This is a genomic window from Ktedonobacter sp. SOSP1-52, assembly GCF_016587395.1.
On record NZ_BNJH01000001.1, the window covers coordinates 1,003,380 to 1,021,212 of the forward strand.

Consider the following 17,833-nt stretch of genomic DNA (forward strand, 5'->3'; position numbering starts at 1 on the left):
CTTGCTCATTTATAATACTCTTCACAACTTGACAAGTTCTGTCCTTGCGCTTTATTATATCCGTAACAGATATATCAATAATAGATGTATGTCCTCGATATGTTAAAAAATGAAAGGGTTATGGATGAAGCTTTCGTTGAGCCACTATATATCCCTCTTGCGTATGTATCTCCGTCCTCAATGGCTTAAGGTTTGCCTGTTAATGCTGCTCCTCTTCGGTAGTATCGGGCTTGATCTGTATAATCCCCAGTTGCTAGAGTACTTCATTGATTCGATTCATGAAGGCCTGGATAGCCTGCTATGGATCGCTCTCCTCTTCATTGGCTTGGTCTGTGTCGACCAGGTTTTGACAACGCTCGCTAGCTACTTGAGCGAGGCCATTGGCTGGCAAGCCACAAATGAGCTGCGCTTCGACCTGGCATTGCACTGCCTCAATCTGGATATGTCTTTCCACAAAGAGCATACGCCAGGCGAGCTGCTGGAGCGCGTGGATGGGGACGTGGCCCAGCTCTCCGATTTCTTCTCGCAGTTCATCTTCTATATGCTTGGTCGGGGCCTGCTGCTAGTAGGCATTCTGGCGGTGACGTTCTGGACGGATTGGCGCATTGGACTCCTGCTACTCGCCTTCACGGCTTTGATGCTGACCGCCATCCGCTCGCTTCAGGGCATCGCGGTCCCTTACTTTCGCGCCTCGCGCCAGGCTAGCGCGGAACTGTCTAGCTTCTTTGAGGAGCGCCTGGTGAGCATTGAGGATATCAGCGGCAATGGCGCCGGGCCCTATGTGCTGGCCCGGCTGAACCAGCTCTCGCGACGCCTGTTGCGCTTCAAGCTCTTGAGTAGTGTTTCAGGGCGCTTCTTCTCCAGTGCCGTCGAGATCAGCGTGGCCCTGACGATGGCGGCAGTGCTGACGCTGGGAGCATACCTGCTACGCAATGGACAGATGAGTCTGGGAGCAGTCTACGCAACCTATGCCTATACCTCCTTGCTCTCAGGAAGCCTAAACATCATCACCTTCCAGATCAATAAGATGCAGGTCGCTACGGCCAGCCTTCAGCGCATCACCGAGCTGCATCACACGCCCAACGCCATCCTTGATGGCCCCGGCGCGGACCTGCCAGAGGGCGCGCTGGCGATCAAGTTCACACTGGTTGGCTTTGGCTATACCCCTGAGCAGGGTGTACTACGAGATATCTCGCTGGAACTGACACCAGGGCGCACACTTGGGCTGCTGGGGCGCACGGGAAGTGGTAAGACAACCCTTACACGCCTGCTCTACCGGGCCTATGACGCCTGCGAGGGTTCGGTCCTGTTGGGCAATATCGATGTGAAGCAATACAAGCTTGCCGAGCTGCGCTCACGCATTGGCGTCGTCACGCAGGATGTACAGCTCTTTCAGGCCAGTATCCGCGATAACCTGACCTTTTTTGATGCGAGCATCTCTGATGAGCGCATTCTTGAGGTGCTGGACCATCTCAGGCTCGCTCCGTGGTATGACTCCCTGCCAGAGGGACTCGACACCATGCTCGCGGCGGGCGGCAAGACGCTCTCATCGGGCGAGGCACAGCTTCTGGCCTTCGCGCGCGTCTTCCTGCAAGATCCCGCGCTCGTTATCCTCGACGAAGCCTCTTCACGCCTCGATCCCGTAACAGAGAAGTTGATTGAGGGAGCCATTCAGCGCTTACTGGAGGGTCGCACGGGAATTATCATCGCGCACCACCTCGAAACCGTGCGCCACGTCGACGACATTCTGATTCTTGACGAGGGCCAGGTACAGGAGTATGGCGCACGCCAGCAGCTCGCGGCCGATCCCACATCTCACTTCGCGCACCTGCTACAAACTGGCCTGGTGGAGGTACTCGCATGAAGACCTATCAAGCTCTTTGGCGGCTCATCCGCTTCACGCCGGGACTATATGCTATTGATCTCTTCTTTCAGCTCTTCCGCAGCCTGATCCTGCTCCTGCCCGGCGTGCTTGTCTATAACATGTTCAATATCATCACAGCCAATCGCCCCATCGGCTGGGACCTCTGGACGCTGGGCGCACTCCTGGTGGGGGCCGCCATCGCACGCGTCGTCTCGATGCTCAGCAGTACGGGCATGGACGCCATCTGTGGCGAGCACGGCAATGCCCTGGTCCGCCGCAATATCTTTGGTCAATTGATCTCTCGCGTTGGAGCGCAGGAGCTGCCCGCCTCGCCTGGCGAGATGGTAAGCCGCTTCGACGCGGATACCGAATCGCTGACCAACACTATCGCTTATACCTTCATGAATATCGGCTCGCTGCTCCAGGCCCTTGGCGCGCTTGTAATCATGCTGGTAATGCAGCCTTTGACCACGCTTGTGGTCTTTATCCCACTTATCGGTTCAAGCCTGCTCATGACCAGGCTCAGCAGGCGCATTCAAGAGTATCATCGCGAGAGCCGTAAGGCCGCAGGCGCGGTCAGCTCCTTTATGGGCGAGATGTTTAGCTCACCCCAGGCCATCCAGCTCGCCAACGCCCAGCCGCGTGTGCTGGCTCACCTACGCGAACTCAATAACACACGACGGCGAACCACGCTGCGCAGCCTCTTCTTTACCAGCGTGGTGCTGAGCAACGTTGCCAGTAATACCGCGAACATGGGTACCGGCCTGCTTCTCCTGATGTCGGCCCAGGCCATCCAGTACGGCACCTTTACCGTGGGTGGGCTGGCGCTCTTCGTCTCCTACCAGGCCTGGGTCACCAGCATTGTCGCGACGCTGATCCAAAACCTGACATTTTACAAGCAGGCAGGAATCTCCCTGCAACGCCTACAAGAGGCCCTGCCGACTGGATATCCAGCTGAAACTGTGGTCACGCACCAGCCCGTGTACCTGCGCGGGACCTATCCAGAAATACGCTTGCCCGAGCGCGAGATGCCAAAGCTGGAGCACCTTGAGGTCAACGGGCTAACTTACCTCTATCCCAGGTCCAGCAATGGAGTAGCGGGTATTAATCTTCAGCTCCGGCGCGGCACCACGACCGTGATTACGGGCCGTATTGGCTCGGGGAAGAGCACGCTGCTACGTACGATCATGGGACTGCTTCCCCGACAGGCAGGCGAGATCCGCTGGAATAGCAAGCCTGTATCACGTCCTGAATATGTCTTTGTGCCACCACAAAGCGCCTATACGCCCCAGGTGCCGCGCCTTGCCAGCGAGACACTCAGGCAGAACATTCTCATGGGCTATCCCGAAGAACCTGTACATCTGGAGGCAGCGATACACGCCGCCGTCATGGAGGCGGATATCACCGCACTTGAACGGGGCCTGGACACCATCGTTGGTCCCAAGGGCACCAAACTCTCGGGAGGACAGATGCAGCGTGTAGCAGCTGCGCGTATGTTTGTTCGCCAGCCCGACCTGCTCATCTTCGACGACCTCTCCAGCGCCCTCGACGTCGAGACGGAGCAGCAGCTCTGGCAACGCCTCTTTACGCGTGGCGACTGCACTTGTCTGCTCGTCTCGCATCGGCGCTATGCCCTCCAGCACGCCGACCAGGTCATCGTGCTCAAAGATGGGCGCATCGAAGCCCAGGGCAAACTCGAAGACCTCCTCGAAAACTGCGTCGAGATGCGCGCCCTCTGGAACGGGGAATAATGAGGTATGTGGTGCTGGCAGAGCTATCCCAGCCACACCCCATACCTTACCTCTTTATTGCGTGGGCGCGGGAACCTGGATACCGCGTTTGCGTATGAGATAGAAGAGCCAGGCGAAGGTTGCCAGCAGGATCAGCACGGCGAGAACCTGGAACTCGATACCCAGGAAGGGCAGCGTCTGCGCGGTAAAGATCAGGCCCAGTGTTCCGGCTATAGGAAGAATACAGCTGGGGCAGCCAAAGGTCGCGACGCCAAGGAAGGCCGTGGCCGCCATCGAGCAGGCCGTGGTCGAGAAGAGGTCGCTACTCATACGGTAGTGGTCGATGCTAAAAGCGATGAGAAGCGCAGTGAGGAAGGCGCTTACCAGACTCAGGCCCAGTGCGCTATAAATGTAGAGCGCGCCAAAGTGCGTGCCCAGGTACTGCGGCGTGACGGTGTGAGTGTTAAGCATATTGTTGCGTGTCCCGCCCTGGCGCAGGTCGAGAAAGGTATAGAGCGAGGCAAAAGCCAGCGTCAATACAAGTGTGAGTAAAAGATAATTCCTCTTTTTGAGCGTCGCCAATAGAAACTGCATGGGTCTCCTCCCCAATAAGTGAGCGATTTACTCCATATACACGACTGAATTAGGTAACCTTTACGAGTCAAATCAACGGGTTTTAATAGCGCTACTTACGTGTCTACGTGAGTGAGCCTGGACGCGTAGGTACGTAAGTAGCGCAACTAGCATATTACTGGCCATTCATGCTATTATTGGGCTATACACGCGGCTAGAACTTATAATTAAATTATTAGACAGTTGTAGCTTAAATTGCACTTATTATTTTTCTTTCCTCCATAAATTACGCGCGCGTAAAAGGAGATTCAACGTGAACGATGACGCACCTACTGAAAAATTACCAAATCTCCCCTCATTGCCTCAAGAAATGGAAATGGGCTTTAATGGAAGCGAGCCTGTTACCCCTACATCACCAACACTACCAGGCCATTGGCCTCTTCCAGGCTCGATCATACGCAACGCGCTGAATACGCAAACGAATAATGTAGAGGTATCTGACGCCCAATTTGAGCATAAAACACCGGTTTCTCCTGACAATTTAGTAGCGACAACTGATATCTTTATTCCGATGCCGCCACCACCACCCATACACGTGCCTGGAGATAAGCGAACGGGTAAAAAGGCCTTATATTCTCTCTTTATCCTGGGCCTGGTAACTGGCCTCCTACTTGGAAGCATAGGCATGGCCTTCTTTATTCAGAGAGTTCAGAACACACCTCCATATGCCAATCAACCAACTTCTGGGCCAACAAAGGGCGTTACGCCAGTGGTAACGAGTACTCCAACGCCAGTAATTCATTACAATTATTCCTTCGAGGATGGGCAAAATGACGGCTGGGAACCACAAGTGAGTCCAGGCTTGAAGATAGAAAATAGCACGAAGATGGCTAAAAATGGGGCTCATTCCCTGCTTATCACCTTTAATAATAAAGCTAAATCGACCTATCCCCATCTCTCGGCAGCTATTAGCACCAACGCGCCACACGCGTACCAGACAGTTTATGCCTATGTATATGTGGCATCCGGAAAGAATGTCCAGGGAAAAATATATATGCTTGATCATAACTTTAAAGGCTATTATCCTGGCATCTACCTATCGTACCTGACGACGGGCACATGGCATCGCTTGAGCTATATTCTCCCCTCTGGCTTTCAGGGTACGGCCACGCGCATTGGCCTTGAGTTTACTGGCACGAATGCAATCGTTTACATCGATGCAATCTATTGGAAATAGGGGACGAGCCGTCATGCGTCGCAGACGCATGACGGCTCGTCCCCTATTTCCTTACTCTTCGGTGCCCAGGAAGACCTGGAGCCAGTAGGGGAAGGCGTCGGCATGCTCTCCTCGCTGTTGGGGCGTGAGATGTCTGAGGATATGTTGCCAGGAGAGAGCGCGGCAGAGCTTAGCCAACCGCAAGGCCAGCACGAGCGCCTCCCGCAAACGCTCCATAGGCTCATACTCTGTCCAGCAAGAGAGGTAGGCGGCTGTGATGCGCTCAAGCGTTTCCTCACCGCACTCAAAGACCGCCTCCGCGTAGCGCAAGACAATCATTAGCGTGAAGAAAGGGTGCGCGACCGCGCTATCAGACCAATCGAAGAAGAGGCAGCGTTTGCCATCGACCAGGATGTTGCCCGCCCCCAGGTCATCATGATGGAGCGTTTCAGGAATGTGATAGGCTGCCAGCGCCTCGCACATCTCTCGCACCTGGGGCGCGAATGCGTGAAGCTGTTCCAGCTCTCCCTCGCGCAGGCCTCCCTCGCCAATCAACAGCAGTGGTGTATTCTCCAGCGCCTCAGTATAGAGCTGTGGTAGCACGTGTAGGCGTCGATCAAAGATGCCTGTTGCCAGCAAGCGCTCTTTCTGAGCAATCATCTGGATTTGCAGACGCGCGAGATGGCGAACCATCTCCTCCCAACGCGTCATGTCTCCATCGGCCCTCGTAACGCTCTTCAACGTTTGGCCGCCATCTCCGAGCAGCAGCCAGTTGCGCTGTGTATCCGCCACAATCACTTCGGGTACAAACGTGGGCGCGATCTCGGCCAGAAGCGCCGTGAGCGGAACCTCATGACTGAGAGAAGCTGTAACGGCCTTAAAGTAGTAATATCCGGTGCTGGTTGGAACCTTCGATACATAAGACCAGATTGTATTTTGAACCTCCTCGATTGGCCCCATCAGGACATTTCCTCTGTGTGTAAGCTCTTTAGTAATCCACTCGTTTGCCTGATCCTTCCAACTAGCTTCAGACCATGGATTATTCTCAATAGAAAGTTCCGCCATAAGTTCATGCTCCTTATTGATTGCGCCCACTAGTGCTCTGTCAATCTTCATCCGAAAGGTTTCACGCCGCCTGCGGCGGCAAGGGGTAGACGCAGAGGGGCTGACGCCCCTCTGCACTCCCCACCTTTCCAATCAACTTTGACAAAGGACTAGATTATGCAGGCAAAATGGACAACAAAAAGGCCGTGGGTGCTGCTCTTCTAAGCACCCACGGCCTGCCGCTACAAGCGAAACGCTTATGCGTTCATCCTAAAAAATGGCATAGTACGGCCCTGGGCGACGGTGCATACTTCACACAGTCGCCGAAATGCCTCATTCTCAGTCTGTCGGGTTACTATGCCAATCATAATATAGCAATCTTTCTCAGCTCTTCTGTAGAAGATTACAGAGTAGCACATGCATATGTATGGCGTCAATCAGCAGTTGTCCCTTCACGCCTGCCACTCAGCCCATCCCTCCTAACCCTGGGAAGCTTGTGAGTCAGAATGGAGGGCAAAATGGTCTCTCTATTTTATAGGTAATTGGATCTTTAAGAGGGGCCATTATTATGCTATACTTACTGCTAACAAGAAGAAACAATATTGACTACAGATAGTATGAAAGGTTGCGAAGTATGAGCGATATCATCTCAAGAGAAGAGTTCCGCATCAATGAGACCGCCTTCCGCTTTCAAGGGGGCGATTACGGTGATGTGCCAACTTCATTCTTCTGGGTATTAACCCCTCCAGGACGTGGCCCTGGCCTGCACGTGCATCCATACCAGGAAGTTTTTATCTTACAGGAGGGACAGGCAACCTTCACCATTGGCGATAAAACACTTGAACTTCATGCAGGCGAGATTACTATCGCGCCTGCCAATACACCGCATAAGTTTGTAAACTCCGGTGTCGCGCCACTTCAAATGGTCTCGATCCATCCCAGTAAACAGGTCATTCAAGAGTTTCTTGAGGATTAAGGCTTCGCAAAAATTTTGCTTCAAGCTGAGCCTTTCGCGCCTGCGGCGCTTAGGAGTACAAAGGGTGGGCGTGGGACACGGGCTTAAAGCCCGTGTCCCACGCCCACCCTTTGTACTCCTCCGGCGAGCTTGCGAGCCGGAATAGAAAGAGCGGCAGGCTCTTGACGTATATCGAAGAGTATGGTATTTTCCTATCATGAATAACGCAGCGGAAATCATCATCCTCATGGAAGACATGGCCGTATAAGCGCGATAACGCCAGGCTTATGCGGCGGAAACATAGGCGTGCCATCATATGTAGACGCGTGCTTTAGCAGCGTCTGGCATGCATTTCCATCTATTGTCTACCTCTTTGTTTTCCTCACGCTTCTCTGGCGGTGTCGCACTATGGACACCGCTCGTCTCATGAACCCTCTTCTACTCCAATAAGCAGAGATATCCCACGCGACAAACGGTGTCCCTTCTTTCAGTTTTTCACCTTCTTTACAGAAACTCTTATTCCGAAATCTCCCCATTCGGGGACACGGCAACGTCACTCTCGTGACTAGCGCTTCCCCATTCGGGGACACGCGCGCTGGTTTTCGGAGAAGTAGTAAATGGAGCACCGTTTGTATGGAAACAATACAACAACACGTTGATAAGCCGGGAACACGCCCCAGGCCGCTCTGGCGCAATATGCATTATCTTTTGCTCGCGGGCGGGCAGGGCATCTCTTCACTTGGCACCTATACCTCTAACTTCGCCATTCCGCTCCTGGCACTAGCGGTCACGGGATCAGCGGCACAGGCGGGTTTGCTCATCGGAATTCGCAGCCTGGTCATGAACCTGCTAAGCCTGCTGGCTGGCGCACTCGCGGACCGCTGGAACCGCAAGCGCCTGATGATCATCTGTGAATGGGGCAACGCCATTGTCACGGGAAGCATTCCCGTGACCTGGTGGCTTGGACACCTGACGCTCATTCATCTCTACATAGCGGCGACGCTTCAGGGCGCGCTCTTTGTCTTCTATCAGATGGCCGAGAGCGCGGCCTTGCGCCGGGTCGTGCCGCGCGAGCAGCTCGCCAGCGCCAGCGGGCAGAACGAGGTCATCAACTCACTGGGGATCATGGTAGGGCCGCTCATCGGTGGCCTGCTCTACAGTCTCAGCCCGATGCTGCCCTTCGTACTCGACACAGCCTCGTTCGTTATCTCAGCCATCTCTCTGCTATGTATCCGCATCAACTTCCATGAAGAGGCTATCGATGTGCCTGCGCAAAATATTGTGCAGGATATTAAAGAGGGCCTGAACTGGCTCTGGCATGAACCGCTGGTCCGCTTCCTGGGCATTCTTACAGCGGGTCTAATGGTTCCCTGCGCTGGCTATTCGCTCCTGATGGTTGTGTTTGCACAAAGCTTACATGCCAACACAGTAGAGACAGGGTATGTCTTCGCCGCTGGCGGTCTGGGAAGCGTCCTCGGCGCGCTGCTGGCCGCTCCCTTACAGAAGTGGCTGGGCTTTAAGCGCCTGATCATCTGGTCGGCGTGGATCTGGGCTGGCTTCTGGCTGATCTACATCATCGCGCCCAACCCATTGATTCTGGCCGCGATGAACTGCGTGGGATACGCCATCGTGCCTATCTATATGGTGGCGCAATATAGCTATCGCGTGGCTAGAGTACCCGACCGGCTCCAGGGGCGTGTCAACAGCGTTTTTCGCCTGGTCGCCTTTGGCGGTCAGCCCCTTGGTATTGCCATGACCGGAGTCTTGCTGCAATATCTGGGACCAATCACGACCATCTGGATTACCTTCGTGCCACAATTCGTCGTGGCGCTGGCCGCGACATTTAATCGCGCCCTAAGCCAGGCGCGCCCCATTGAAAAAGAGTAACACAAAAAGTTCCTCGCCAGGGTGTATTTCTCTGGCGAGGAACCGATGCGTTTGGAGGCACACAACCGTAAGTGACGGGATCTTGCGGCTGTCAGGAATTTTTCTTAGGCGGCCTGCGTCTGCGCGGCAGGCTGACGGCTGGTGGCGAGACCAATGAGGTCGACGACTACCGCCAGGACAACCAGGATCCAGTAGTAGAGCGCGGGCAGCGAGAAGCCAATCAGGGCATCGATGGAGTAGTTACCACCACCAACACTCCCACCAACCAGGGCGACCAGGGCCAGCACCAGGGGATACTCATAGCCGCCATTCTGCGACCAGAGACCAGCCTTCCAGTGTATTTTAATCACCGCCATGAGCATGCTAGCGAAGATGGCAACCGCGCCCAGGGGCGTCAGGAGGCCCAGCACGAAGAGCACTCCACCTCCGAACTCGCTCAGTGAGCCAAGCAGTGTCCAGAACGCGGCAGGCTTGAAGCCCAATGACTTCAGAAAACCTACGGTTCCGGCGAAACCATGACCACCAAACCAGCCAAACAATTTCTGCGAACTATGCCCAATCAAGAGCAAGCCAACAACGATACGAATGATGAGAAGTGCAAGTGAGATTTCCATGTATGTGACCTTCTGTAAAAATTTTGTTTTCAACAAAATGGGAGTTGAAATAAGGGTAATTAAAGTACCCTTATACTTTTCTTTTCGTTAATACTAACTTATTGTTAGTATTTTTTATTCCGAGATGGATAATACCATATTGGCTTCCTATTGTCAAGCTACTATTTTTATGTTAGTTTATAATTGTTAGTAATTCGAGACGCTGGAAATAGAGGAGCGAAGAATTATGTCTGCCTATCACAACGTATGCTCGCGGCAGTATCAGCAGGCCGCCAAACTGATTGGAAAGCGCTGGGTACCTTTGATCCTGAAAGTGCTCTTGTCGGGATCCAAGCATTTTACGCAGATTGAAGAACAGATCGAGGGTCTCAGCTCACGTGTACTTTCAGAACGCCTCAAAGGACTCGAACAGGAACGCATTATTGAGCGCCGGGTCTTCGCCGATATTCCTGTACGCATTGAATATTGCCTCACAGAGAAAGGCTATGCTTTAGAGGAAGTCATCACAGCCATCGAGCATTGGAGCACAAACTGGCTCTCCAATTAATGGGTGTGATGGCGGTCTGGCGGGGCCAGACCGCCATCACACCCATTAACCTATACGATACTCTTCTTCTTTTTTTCGCGCGATTTTATCGCTATAAACGACTTTTAGCAATTCGGATTCTGGAAGAGGCACTTACGTTGTAATGGGCAAAATCACCTTGACACTCACTCTTACCACAACCTATACTCGAAGAGGTTGACCTTAAAGTCACCGACAATATTGGCTTTGTGGGACAAAGAAAACCCTGGTATACGCTTACCTCTTAACGGGCACTTACCAGTAGGGGGGAATACAGAGACATGCCAAGCTCTACCCTTATCTTTGAAGCCATCCTTACTTCCTCTTGCGATAATACCTACCATTATCTCGCCGAGTATATTGAGCGTTGCGTAAAAGTACCCACTTTGCTCGTCCGAGGAGAAGACATCGAGGACTTCTCTACCTCACCAGCGGATATAGGTATTATCGGCGCACCCTACTATTTAGGCTTACTTCGTCAGTCTCCTCGTCCAGTAGAGGCTATCGCAGCCCCGCTAGCGCTAGATGCACAGGAGCTTAACCTTCCCTTTTTTGACATTGTTGTCCGCCAGGACAGTCCCTATCAGCAAGTTGATGATCTCTATCGTTGCATATGGGCCTGCCACAACCAGCCTGTCACACTCTCAGAAGATGAACTTGAGAAATTGGATCTGCCTGAGATCAGCGCACGCCAGGTCAAAGAGGCCCCATCTCAAGCGCAGGCCTTGCGCATGGTAATCAATCGCGAGGCGGATGCGACCTCCATTGATTCATTTCTGCTCAATCTCGTCATTCATAATAGTCCCGACATGACTGCGAAGATCCGCAGCCTTGGCTCCTATAGTCTGTCGACAACACCCATTGTGGTCATAGGGAGACATGTTCCCAGGCACTTGAAGCAGTGCATTCAGGACGCGCTTCTGAGCGCTCACAGGCATCCTTTTCTCGCACCACACCTGCGGGACGCTCAAATCGCGCGCTTCCTTCCTCTCACCCATATTTACAACCGGAGCGAGCACTGCTGGGAGCGCGAGGTCGTCTATGCTCAACCATCACAAGACTACAAACAACCTGAGACCAGGGCGCGCCTTGTACGTTAAAGAGAATGACTCCTCGCCACTGCGTGGCTCGCATGGGTAAGGGCGTGTGGTGGCAGGCTGGCTGAGCCAGCCTGCCACCACACGCCCTTACCCGGAGAAGTACCGAAGGTGCTGAGAATACCTTGCGAAAAGGAGTAACATCGATGTACCAGCATTATTGACGCTGACACATACTCACAGCACTTTATATCTACAGTCAACGCCTGAATGATTTCAGGTGGCAATTCTTGTTGCCTCCGATCCGCGCCCCTCCTTACGTTTCTCCTGCTCGATTGCCAGATCAAAAAATAACCTGTTAAAATGATGTTCATCAGGAGAAACAAGTTAGATGATTACAATTCCACCCGCGTTTCAGCGTTTTATGTTCGAACTTCACAAGGATGAGGGGCAGGCATGGTTAGAGCGACTTCCACGTATCCTTGCCACATGCGCAGAGCTATGGGGTCTTGTCGTTGAGGAACCCTTTAGCAACCTCTCCTTTCACTATGTCACGCGCGCTCGCCGCAGGGCAGATAACACGCCAGTTGTACTCAAAGCGTGCTCGCCCACGGGCGAGTTTCGCATGGAGGCCGCGACTATCGCGCATTACGAGGGGCACGGCATGGTACGCCTGCTTGACACCTTTCCCGAAGGCGAGGTCATGCTGCTCGAATCTCTCACGCCCGGCAAGACCTTGAACACCCTGACGGATGATGAGCAGGCCACGCGCTATGCAGCCCGCGTCATGCGCCAACTCTGGCGGCCCGCCCCTGAGCAGCACAACTTTCCCAGCGTGGCGGACTGGGGGCGCGGCGTCCAGCGCCTGCACCAGCAGTATGACGGGGGATATGGTCCCTTTCCGCCACACCTGCTCGACGAGGCCGAGCACCTCTATGCCGAGCTAACCGCCTCGATGGCAACGCCCATGCTGCTGCACGGCGACCTGCACCACGATAACATCCTCCAGGCCGAACGCGAGCCCTGGCTGGCGATTGACCCCAAGGGCCTGATTGGCGAACCAGCCTACGAGACGGGCGCGCTCCTGCGCAACCCGCTTCCCGATCTCTTACACAGGCCCAATCCTGGGCGCATCCAGAAGCGCCGCGTAGCCATCCTCAGCGAAGAGCTAGGTATTGACCGCGCCCGCATTCGCGACTGGGGCCTCGCCCAATGCGTTCTCTCCGCCTGGTGGACCATAGAGGATACGGGCCAGTATCCAGCGGATACCATCGCCTGCGCCCAGCTTTTGGCTGATATTAAGGTCTGATCACCAACCGGGTATAAGGGTGTGGTTGTGTGCTGGATCCACCAGCACACAACCACACCCTTATACCATCAATGCGCTTCGGCAGGGCGGACGACCAGGAGGGGCATGGTCGAACCCTTGATGATGCGATCCGTGGTGCTGCCAACGGCCCAGTGCTGAATGCCTCCACGGCCATGAGTGGCCAGCGCGAGGACGCCATAGCCGCCGCGCTCTTTATGCTCCAGACCTGTCCCTTGCTGGGCGGCACGGATGAGCGCATCGGCGACATCACGTTCCTGGAGGATCGACCAGGTAATAACAATATCTGGCAGGGCTTTGTTGCGTTCCTGTTGCTGCCCAAGCTTATCTGTAAGCGCGCTGAGGTACTTCTCTGCCGTGGACACACGCTGGTGCTGGGCCTCTTGTTCCTCAGAGCTACCACCCTCATCAATTGGGCGAACGACCTGTACCAGGTGCAAACGCGCGGGACCGCTCAGTGAGAAAGCCTGAGCCAGGGCAATGGCGGGCGCAAGGGACGCTTCGGCAAAGGTCGAGCCATCTAAGCCAACCAGGATCGGAGCCGTATTGGCGACACTTGAGGTCTGGAGCGAGACCAGGCGCGTATGCTCCTCACGCAGCACAAGCACAGGACAGGTACTATGGCGTACAACCTTCATTGCCACGCTTCCCATCGTACCATGGCGAAACTCCCCCGAACCGCGACCACTCATGACCACAAGATCAGCCTGCTGGTCGCGCGCGGCATCGAGGATAGTGGGAGCCTCGGCCCCATTAAGCACGAGATTCTCGACCTGGAGATCCGCAAGATCCTGCATCTGGTGCAGAATATCCAGGTAGTTGCGCGCCTTGTCGGTTTCTTCTCGTAAGACCTCATCGATAAAGATTGGCGACTGCGCGATATAGGACTCAAAGAGATAGAGTCCATACTCGCGTGGCACATTGGCGACGCGTAAGAGTACCAGCGTTGCGTCGCTGGCCCGAGCGATCAGGGCCGCGACCGGTATAGCCTGCTCGGATCGCGTAGACCCGTCCAGGGGAACGAGAATGCGCTGAAACATAGCCAGACTCCTCCCTATTGCTCGCGTGTGGCGGATTGGCGCACTACCCCTATGGGGCGAGGCTCAGATACAATAAAGATGCGATCAAGGTAGTACCAGAGCCGCTCTAGCTCTATTGGACGACATAAAAAGCCAATATAGCCATCGGGTCGCACAAGCACCAGTCCATCCTCGGCGATACCATATGCGGTATACATAGCCTCGCTGGCATCGTAGATGGTTCGCGTTCTACCGCTCTCGCTTGCATCCTGAGAACGCGGCAGCACCAGGTAGGCATCGACCAGGTCGCTAAACTCACGCCTGACCAGGCCATCTATCTCCTCCCAGAGCTTTATGCTGCGCTCTGGATAGTGGCGACGCACGAACACAAAGAGCACATGATGTGTCCCCAGACAGAGTGTATGCACGCGCATAGGCGTAATGCCCAGATGGGTATTCGCATCCGGCGCGCGCTCACCGGCATGGAGTTCACCTGGCAGCAAACGCTGCTCGCTAAGAGCCTCATACAGGCGACCTGGCTGGTGCTCGCAGATCACAGGGCTACGGCGATAAGACACGCCAAGCTGCGAGATCGTCGTGGCCAGGAGATTGCGCACCTGCTTACTGTTGGTAACCAGGTGGGCCGCGCCATCACGCAAGCGCGATGAAAGCGAGTTGTGCAGAAGTGCCAGGCGCGTGATCAGGTCGGTCACACGCAGGAGCTGCCGCCCTACGCGCTCGCGCTCCTCCTCATAACTATCGAGTAACGCTGGATGCGCCTTCTGCTTACTCACCAGCGCGAGCTTCCAGGCCAGGTTAAAGGCATCTTGAATGCCTGTATTCATCCCCTGCCCCCCAACAGGTGAGTGAATATGACAGGCATCCCCCGCCAGAAAGACTGCACCCTGGCGATAGTGTTGCACCTTGCGCTGATTGATTTGGAAGCGGGACGACCAGGACATATCATGTATGCGTGCATCCTTCAGCCCGCACTTCTCAAGCGCCTGCTGCACCTCCTCCAGCGTAACATCCCCCTCTGGGGCCACCTTAGGCCTGTATGCTATTATGATACGATGCAGGCTATCCGGTAAGGGGAAGCAGGCAACGATATCCCCCTCCTGCAAGAAGAAGGCCGCCTGCTGATGAGGCAGATACCAGTCCATAAAGACATCGGCCAGGGCGAAGGACTGCGCGAAGGTCCGACCCTCGAAGTTCATCTTCAGCAGATGGCGCACTGTGCTATGTGGGCCATCGCAGCCAGCCAGCCAGCGCGCACGTACCCGCTCTTGCTGGCCATCAGCGTGCTCAAGCAGGGTCTCAACGCCGCTATCATCCTGGCGCAATGCCACCAGCGCCACCTCATGCTCGATCCCGACCTGTTGCCGCGCCAGGTGATCGCTCAAGATGCGCTCCGTCTGCCATTGAGGAATAGAGAGGATAAAGGGATAGTGACTGGGAATGCTCCTGATATCGAGCTGGGCAATGCGCTGGTGATGGCTATAAACGCTCATCCCTTTGATCTGCACGCCATACTCCAGCATTGCCCTGGCAAGGCCCATCTTCTCAAACAACTCCAGTGTACGCGCCTGAACTCCCAGCGCCTTCGACTCCTGGGAGCCATGCGGCAAGCGGTCAATAATGCGACATCGTACTCCATGCCGCGTCAACTCGCTCGCCAGCACCATACCAGTTGGGCCTGCGCCCACGACCAGCACCTCAGTATCATAGTGGTCTGCTACATTCTGCGCCATATTAACAGACTCTCTTTCTCGCCATGGCTCATTGAGCCACCCGCCAAAGTATAGAGTCCAAGCTAGCCTGGACTCTACAACTCTTTAGATACATAGAAATACTCTCTATACGCCACTATACACACTCGCACATACACATCTCATCCCTCACATGATGACGCCTTTCCTTCAGCAGATCCCGAAAAAATACGCATTTATAACTATTTTTCTACTTGACTTTTATTGATAAGTTCAACTATAATAACATTCGCAAAAGGTAGCATAGGCTATCTTTAAGCTCCTCAAGCATTATTTGGAGGTCTATTATTATGGACTATCAGGCACAGGAGTCAGCCCAGGCGGCCCCAGCGCAACAGTACGCTGGCGTAGGCAGCCGCTTCCTCGCCCTCTTGATTGATGGCATCATTGTTGGTATTGTAATTGGTATTCTTGACGCAGTCTTTGGTTTGGCCATTAAAAACACCGGACCTGCAATTGGTAGTGGGATTGGCGGTATCATTGCCCTGGTCTACTACTTCTACATGGAAGCCACGCAGGGTGGCACCTTTGGCAAGAAGATCCTTGGCCTGCGCATCATAAAGGAAGATGGCTCTCCCATCGGCTGGAGCGAGTCCATCATCCGCAACCTGCTGCGCATCATTGATGGCCTATTCGTCTACCTCATTGGAGCAATCCTGATCTGGACCTCTCCCCGCAAGCAGCGCCTGGGTGACCGCGCCGCGCACACGGTCGTCATCAAGACCCGCTAATCATCCCGCTATTTTCTTTCGCATCTCTAAAGAAGAGCGCCGCTGTAGATATATTACAGCGGCGCTCTTCTTTATCTTTCCTATCATCTCAATGAATAGCACAGAGCAGGTCTTACATTTATTTGACGCATTTGTTTATGGTAGGGACCAGCCTGGGAAGCCATCTCGCGTCAACAGGACGTTTAAGAAGGGAGAAGGCGCTAGCTAGGGGTAAAAAAGGTGCCGACGGCGAGGATGAGGTAGAAGGCGCAGAGGAGCAGACCCTCAAGCCAGGTGGATTCGCCATCGAGGCTGATCAGGGCGTAGAGGAAGGCCACAAGGGCAAAGAGCGAGACTTCCAGCATGGAAAAGTTCAGGTCGAGAGGCGACCCCATCAGCGTACCCGCGAGAACCAGGATGGGAGCCGCCAGCAGCGCGATCTGGATCGAGGAGCCAGCCGTAATCGCCAGGGAGATTTCCATATGATCGTGCATGGCCGAGGTGATGGCGGAAAAGTGCTCGGCGGCATTGCCTACGATAGGGATAATGATCAGGCCGACGAAGAAAGGATTCAAGCCCACCTGGTGCGTCAGTGGCTCAATGGTGCCAACCAGGATCTCGCTTACAAAGGCCGTCACAGCCGTCACGCCCGCCAGCACCAGCAGGGGCAGCCAGAGCGAGTGATACCAGAGAGTATTTATACTGCCGAAGAAGCCACGCCCCTGCGTCCTTTGTGGTACCACTAGATCATCCTCGCCGATAGGCACCTGGGCATAGGCCAGTTCATGCGCCGCTACAGCCATCCCGGCCTTCCCTTTAGCGGTCTCAGTTCCCGCGACGGGCTCCTCGCGCATGGCACGCACGCCGAAGACGGAGTAGGCGATATAGGCCACATAACACACCAGCAGGACAAGCGCGACCCCGATGCTCAATAGATGTAGCTGGCTGCCACGCACAACCGCACTTCCAGGTTGAGTGCTCTCGCCAACTGTAGCCAGTAGGGAGGGAATGCCCATGCCGATAACTGCCAGGGCCAGCATCGAGGCGTATTCGCCCGCCACACGCGCACTAAAGAGTTGGCGGCGATAGCGCCATCCACCCAGGAGCATAGCGGTCCCCAACACGAGCAGGGCGTTACCAATAATGGAACCTGCCAGCGAGGCGCGCACGACCTCGGGCAGGCCAACCCTCAACGCGGCCAGGCCAATAATGATCTCCGCAGCATTGCCAAAGGTCGCGTTGAGCAGGCCACCAATGCCATGCCCCAGGCGTTCAGCCAGGACCTCCGTGGCCAGGCCAATCAAGCCAGCCAGCGGGACTAATCCCAGGGCGGCCAGCACAAAAAGCAGCAAAGCCGAGGCATGCTGCGTCTCGGCGATAAAGACAGCGGGAACCGCCAGTAAGAGCAAATAGAGCCAGCGCGTCATGGTCATTTACCTCCCAATGCAAGCCATTTCTCTTTCCAGTCTGACCGTACGCAAAAAACTGAGGTATAACTAAAAATAAGAGATGCGGTATGAGAG

The 17,833-nt window shown here is 54.7% G+C and carries 15 protein-coding genes; 9 read left to right on the forward strand and 6 right to left on the reverse strand.

Going from position 1 to position 17,833, the window contains the following annotated elements; genetic code table 11:
* Positions 1–124: 124 nt before the first annotated feature.
* Together JMJ16_RS04580 and JMJ16_RS04585 are read left to right on the forward strand one after the other, a co-directional pair.
* Positions 125–1,864, forward strand: coding sequence for an ABC transporter ATP-binding protein (locus tag JMJ16_RS04580; protein WP_201378788.1), 1,740 nt, complete (start codon positions 125–127; stop codon positions 1,862–1,864).
* Positions 1,861–3,615: an ABC transporter ATP-binding protein gene (locus JMJ16_RS04585; RefSeq protein ID WP_201378790.1), complete on the forward strand. Its 1,755-nt coding sequence runs from the start codon at positions 1,861–1,863 to the stop codon at positions 3,613–3,615. Before JMJ16_RS04580 ends, JMJ16_RS04585 begins: the two co-directional genes overlap by 4 nt.
* Positions 3,616–3,669: 54 nt before the next feature.
* On the opposite strand, the gene JMJ16_RS04590 is transcribed toward JMJ16_RS04585, so the two are convergent.
* Positions 3,670–4,188 (reverse strand): hypothetical protein, encoded by a 519-nt coding sequence (locus JMJ16_RS04590; RefSeq protein ID WP_201378792.1) that lies wholly within the window; start codon positions 4,186–4,188, stop codon positions 3,670–3,672.
* Between the two features lie 292 nt (positions 4,189–4,480).
* Between JMJ16_RS04590 and JMJ16_RS04595 the strand changes: the two genes are divergently transcribed.
* Positions 4,481–5,404 carry a hypothetical protein gene (locus JMJ16_RS04595; RefSeq protein ID WP_201378794.1) on the forward strand — a complete coding sequence of 308 codons (924 nt, stop codon included), beginning with the start codon at positions 4,481–4,483 and terminating at the stop codon, positions 5,402–5,404.
* A 51-nt stretch (positions 5,405–5,455) separates the two neighbouring features.
* Here the strand turns inward: JMJ16_RS04595 and JMJ16_RS04600 are convergent, their stop codons facing one another.
* Entirely contained in the window at positions 5,456–6,448 is a 993-nt protein-coding gene (locus tag JMJ16_RS04600; RefSeq protein ID WP_201378796.1) for a phosphotransferase, read from the reverse strand.
* A 613-nt stretch (positions 6,449–7,061) separates the two neighbouring features.
* Between JMJ16_RS04600 and JMJ16_RS04605 the strand changes: the two genes are divergently transcribed.
* On the forward strand, positions 7,062–7,403 hold the full coding sequence (locus JMJ16_RS04605; protein ID WP_201378798.1) for a cupin domain-containing protein: 342 nt from the start codon (positions 7,062–7,064) through the stop codon (positions 7,401–7,403).
* A gap of 612 nt (positions 7,404–8,015) precedes the next feature.
* Positions 8,016–9,269 carry an MFS transporter gene (locus tag JMJ16_RS04610; protein ID WP_201378799.1) on the forward strand — a complete coding sequence of 418 codons (1,254 nt, stop codon included), beginning with the start codon at positions 8,016–8,018 and terminating at the stop codon, positions 9,267–9,269.
* 104 nt (positions 9,270–9,373) lie between these two features.
* Here the strand turns inward: JMJ16_RS04610 and JMJ16_RS04615 are convergent, their stop codons facing one another.
* A complete protein-coding gene (locus JMJ16_RS04615) occupies positions 9,374–9,883 on the reverse strand; it encodes a DoxX family protein (protein WP_201378801.1) in 510 nt (169 codons plus the stop codon).
* Between the two features lie 226 nt (positions 9,884–10,109).
* On the opposite strand from JMJ16_RS04615, the gene JMJ16_RS04620 reads away from it, so the two are divergent.
* The 3 genes from JMJ16_RS04620 to JMJ16_RS04630 all read left to right on the forward strand — a co-directional run bounded on the left by JMJ16_RS04620 (position 10,110) and on the right by JMJ16_RS04630 (position 12,794).
* Positions 10,110–10,430, forward strand: coding sequence for a helix-turn-helix domain-containing protein (locus JMJ16_RS04620; protein ID WP_201378803.1), 321 nt, complete (start codon positions 10,110–10,112; stop codon positions 10,428–10,430).
* A gap of 299 nt (positions 10,431–10,729) precedes the next feature.
* Complete coding sequence (locus JMJ16_RS04625) at positions 10,730–11,548, forward strand: PhnD/SsuA/transferrin family substrate-binding protein (protein ID WP_201378805.1); 819 nt, start codon at positions 10,730–10,732, stop codon at positions 11,546–11,548.
* 328 nt (positions 11,549–11,876) lie between these two features.
* The gene (locus JMJ16_RS04630) at positions 11,877–12,794 is read left to right on the forward strand and encodes an aminoglycoside phosphotransferase family protein (RefSeq protein WP_201378807.1); all 918 of its coding nucleotides are present in this window, start codon (positions 11,877–11,879) and stop codon (positions 12,792–12,794) included.
* 68 nt (positions 12,795–12,862) lie between these two features.
* On the opposite strand, the gene JMJ16_RS04635 is transcribed toward JMJ16_RS04630, so the two are convergent.
* The gene (locus tag JMJ16_RS04635) at positions 12,863–13,852 is read right to left on the reverse strand and encodes a universal stress protein (protein ID WP_201378809.1); all 990 of its coding nucleotides are present in this window, start codon (positions 13,850–13,852) and stop codon (positions 12,863–12,865) included.
* Between the two features lie 14 nt (positions 13,853–13,866).
* Positions 13,867–15,582 carry an FAD-dependent monooxygenase gene (locus tag JMJ16_RS04640; RefSeq protein ID WP_201378811.1) on the reverse strand — a complete coding sequence of 572 codons (1,716 nt, stop codon included), beginning with the start codon at positions 15,580–15,582 and terminating at the stop codon, positions 13,867–13,869.
* A gap of 308 nt (positions 15,583–15,890) precedes the next feature.
* On the opposite strand from JMJ16_RS04640, the gene JMJ16_RS04645 reads away from it, so the two are divergent.
* Complete coding sequence (locus JMJ16_RS04645) at positions 15,891–16,331, forward strand: RDD family protein (RefSeq protein ID WP_201378813.1); 441 nt, start codon at positions 15,891–15,893, stop codon at positions 16,329–16,331.
* A 200-nt stretch (positions 16,332–16,531) separates the two neighbouring features.
* Here the strand turns inward: JMJ16_RS04645 and cax are convergent, their stop codons facing one another.
* Complete coding sequence (gene cax / locus JMJ16_RS04650) at positions 16,532–17,737, reverse strand: calcium/proton exchanger (RefSeq protein WP_201378815.1); 1,206 nt, start codon at positions 17,735–17,737, stop codon at positions 16,532–16,534.
* Positions 17,738–17,833: the final 96 nt, after the last annotated feature.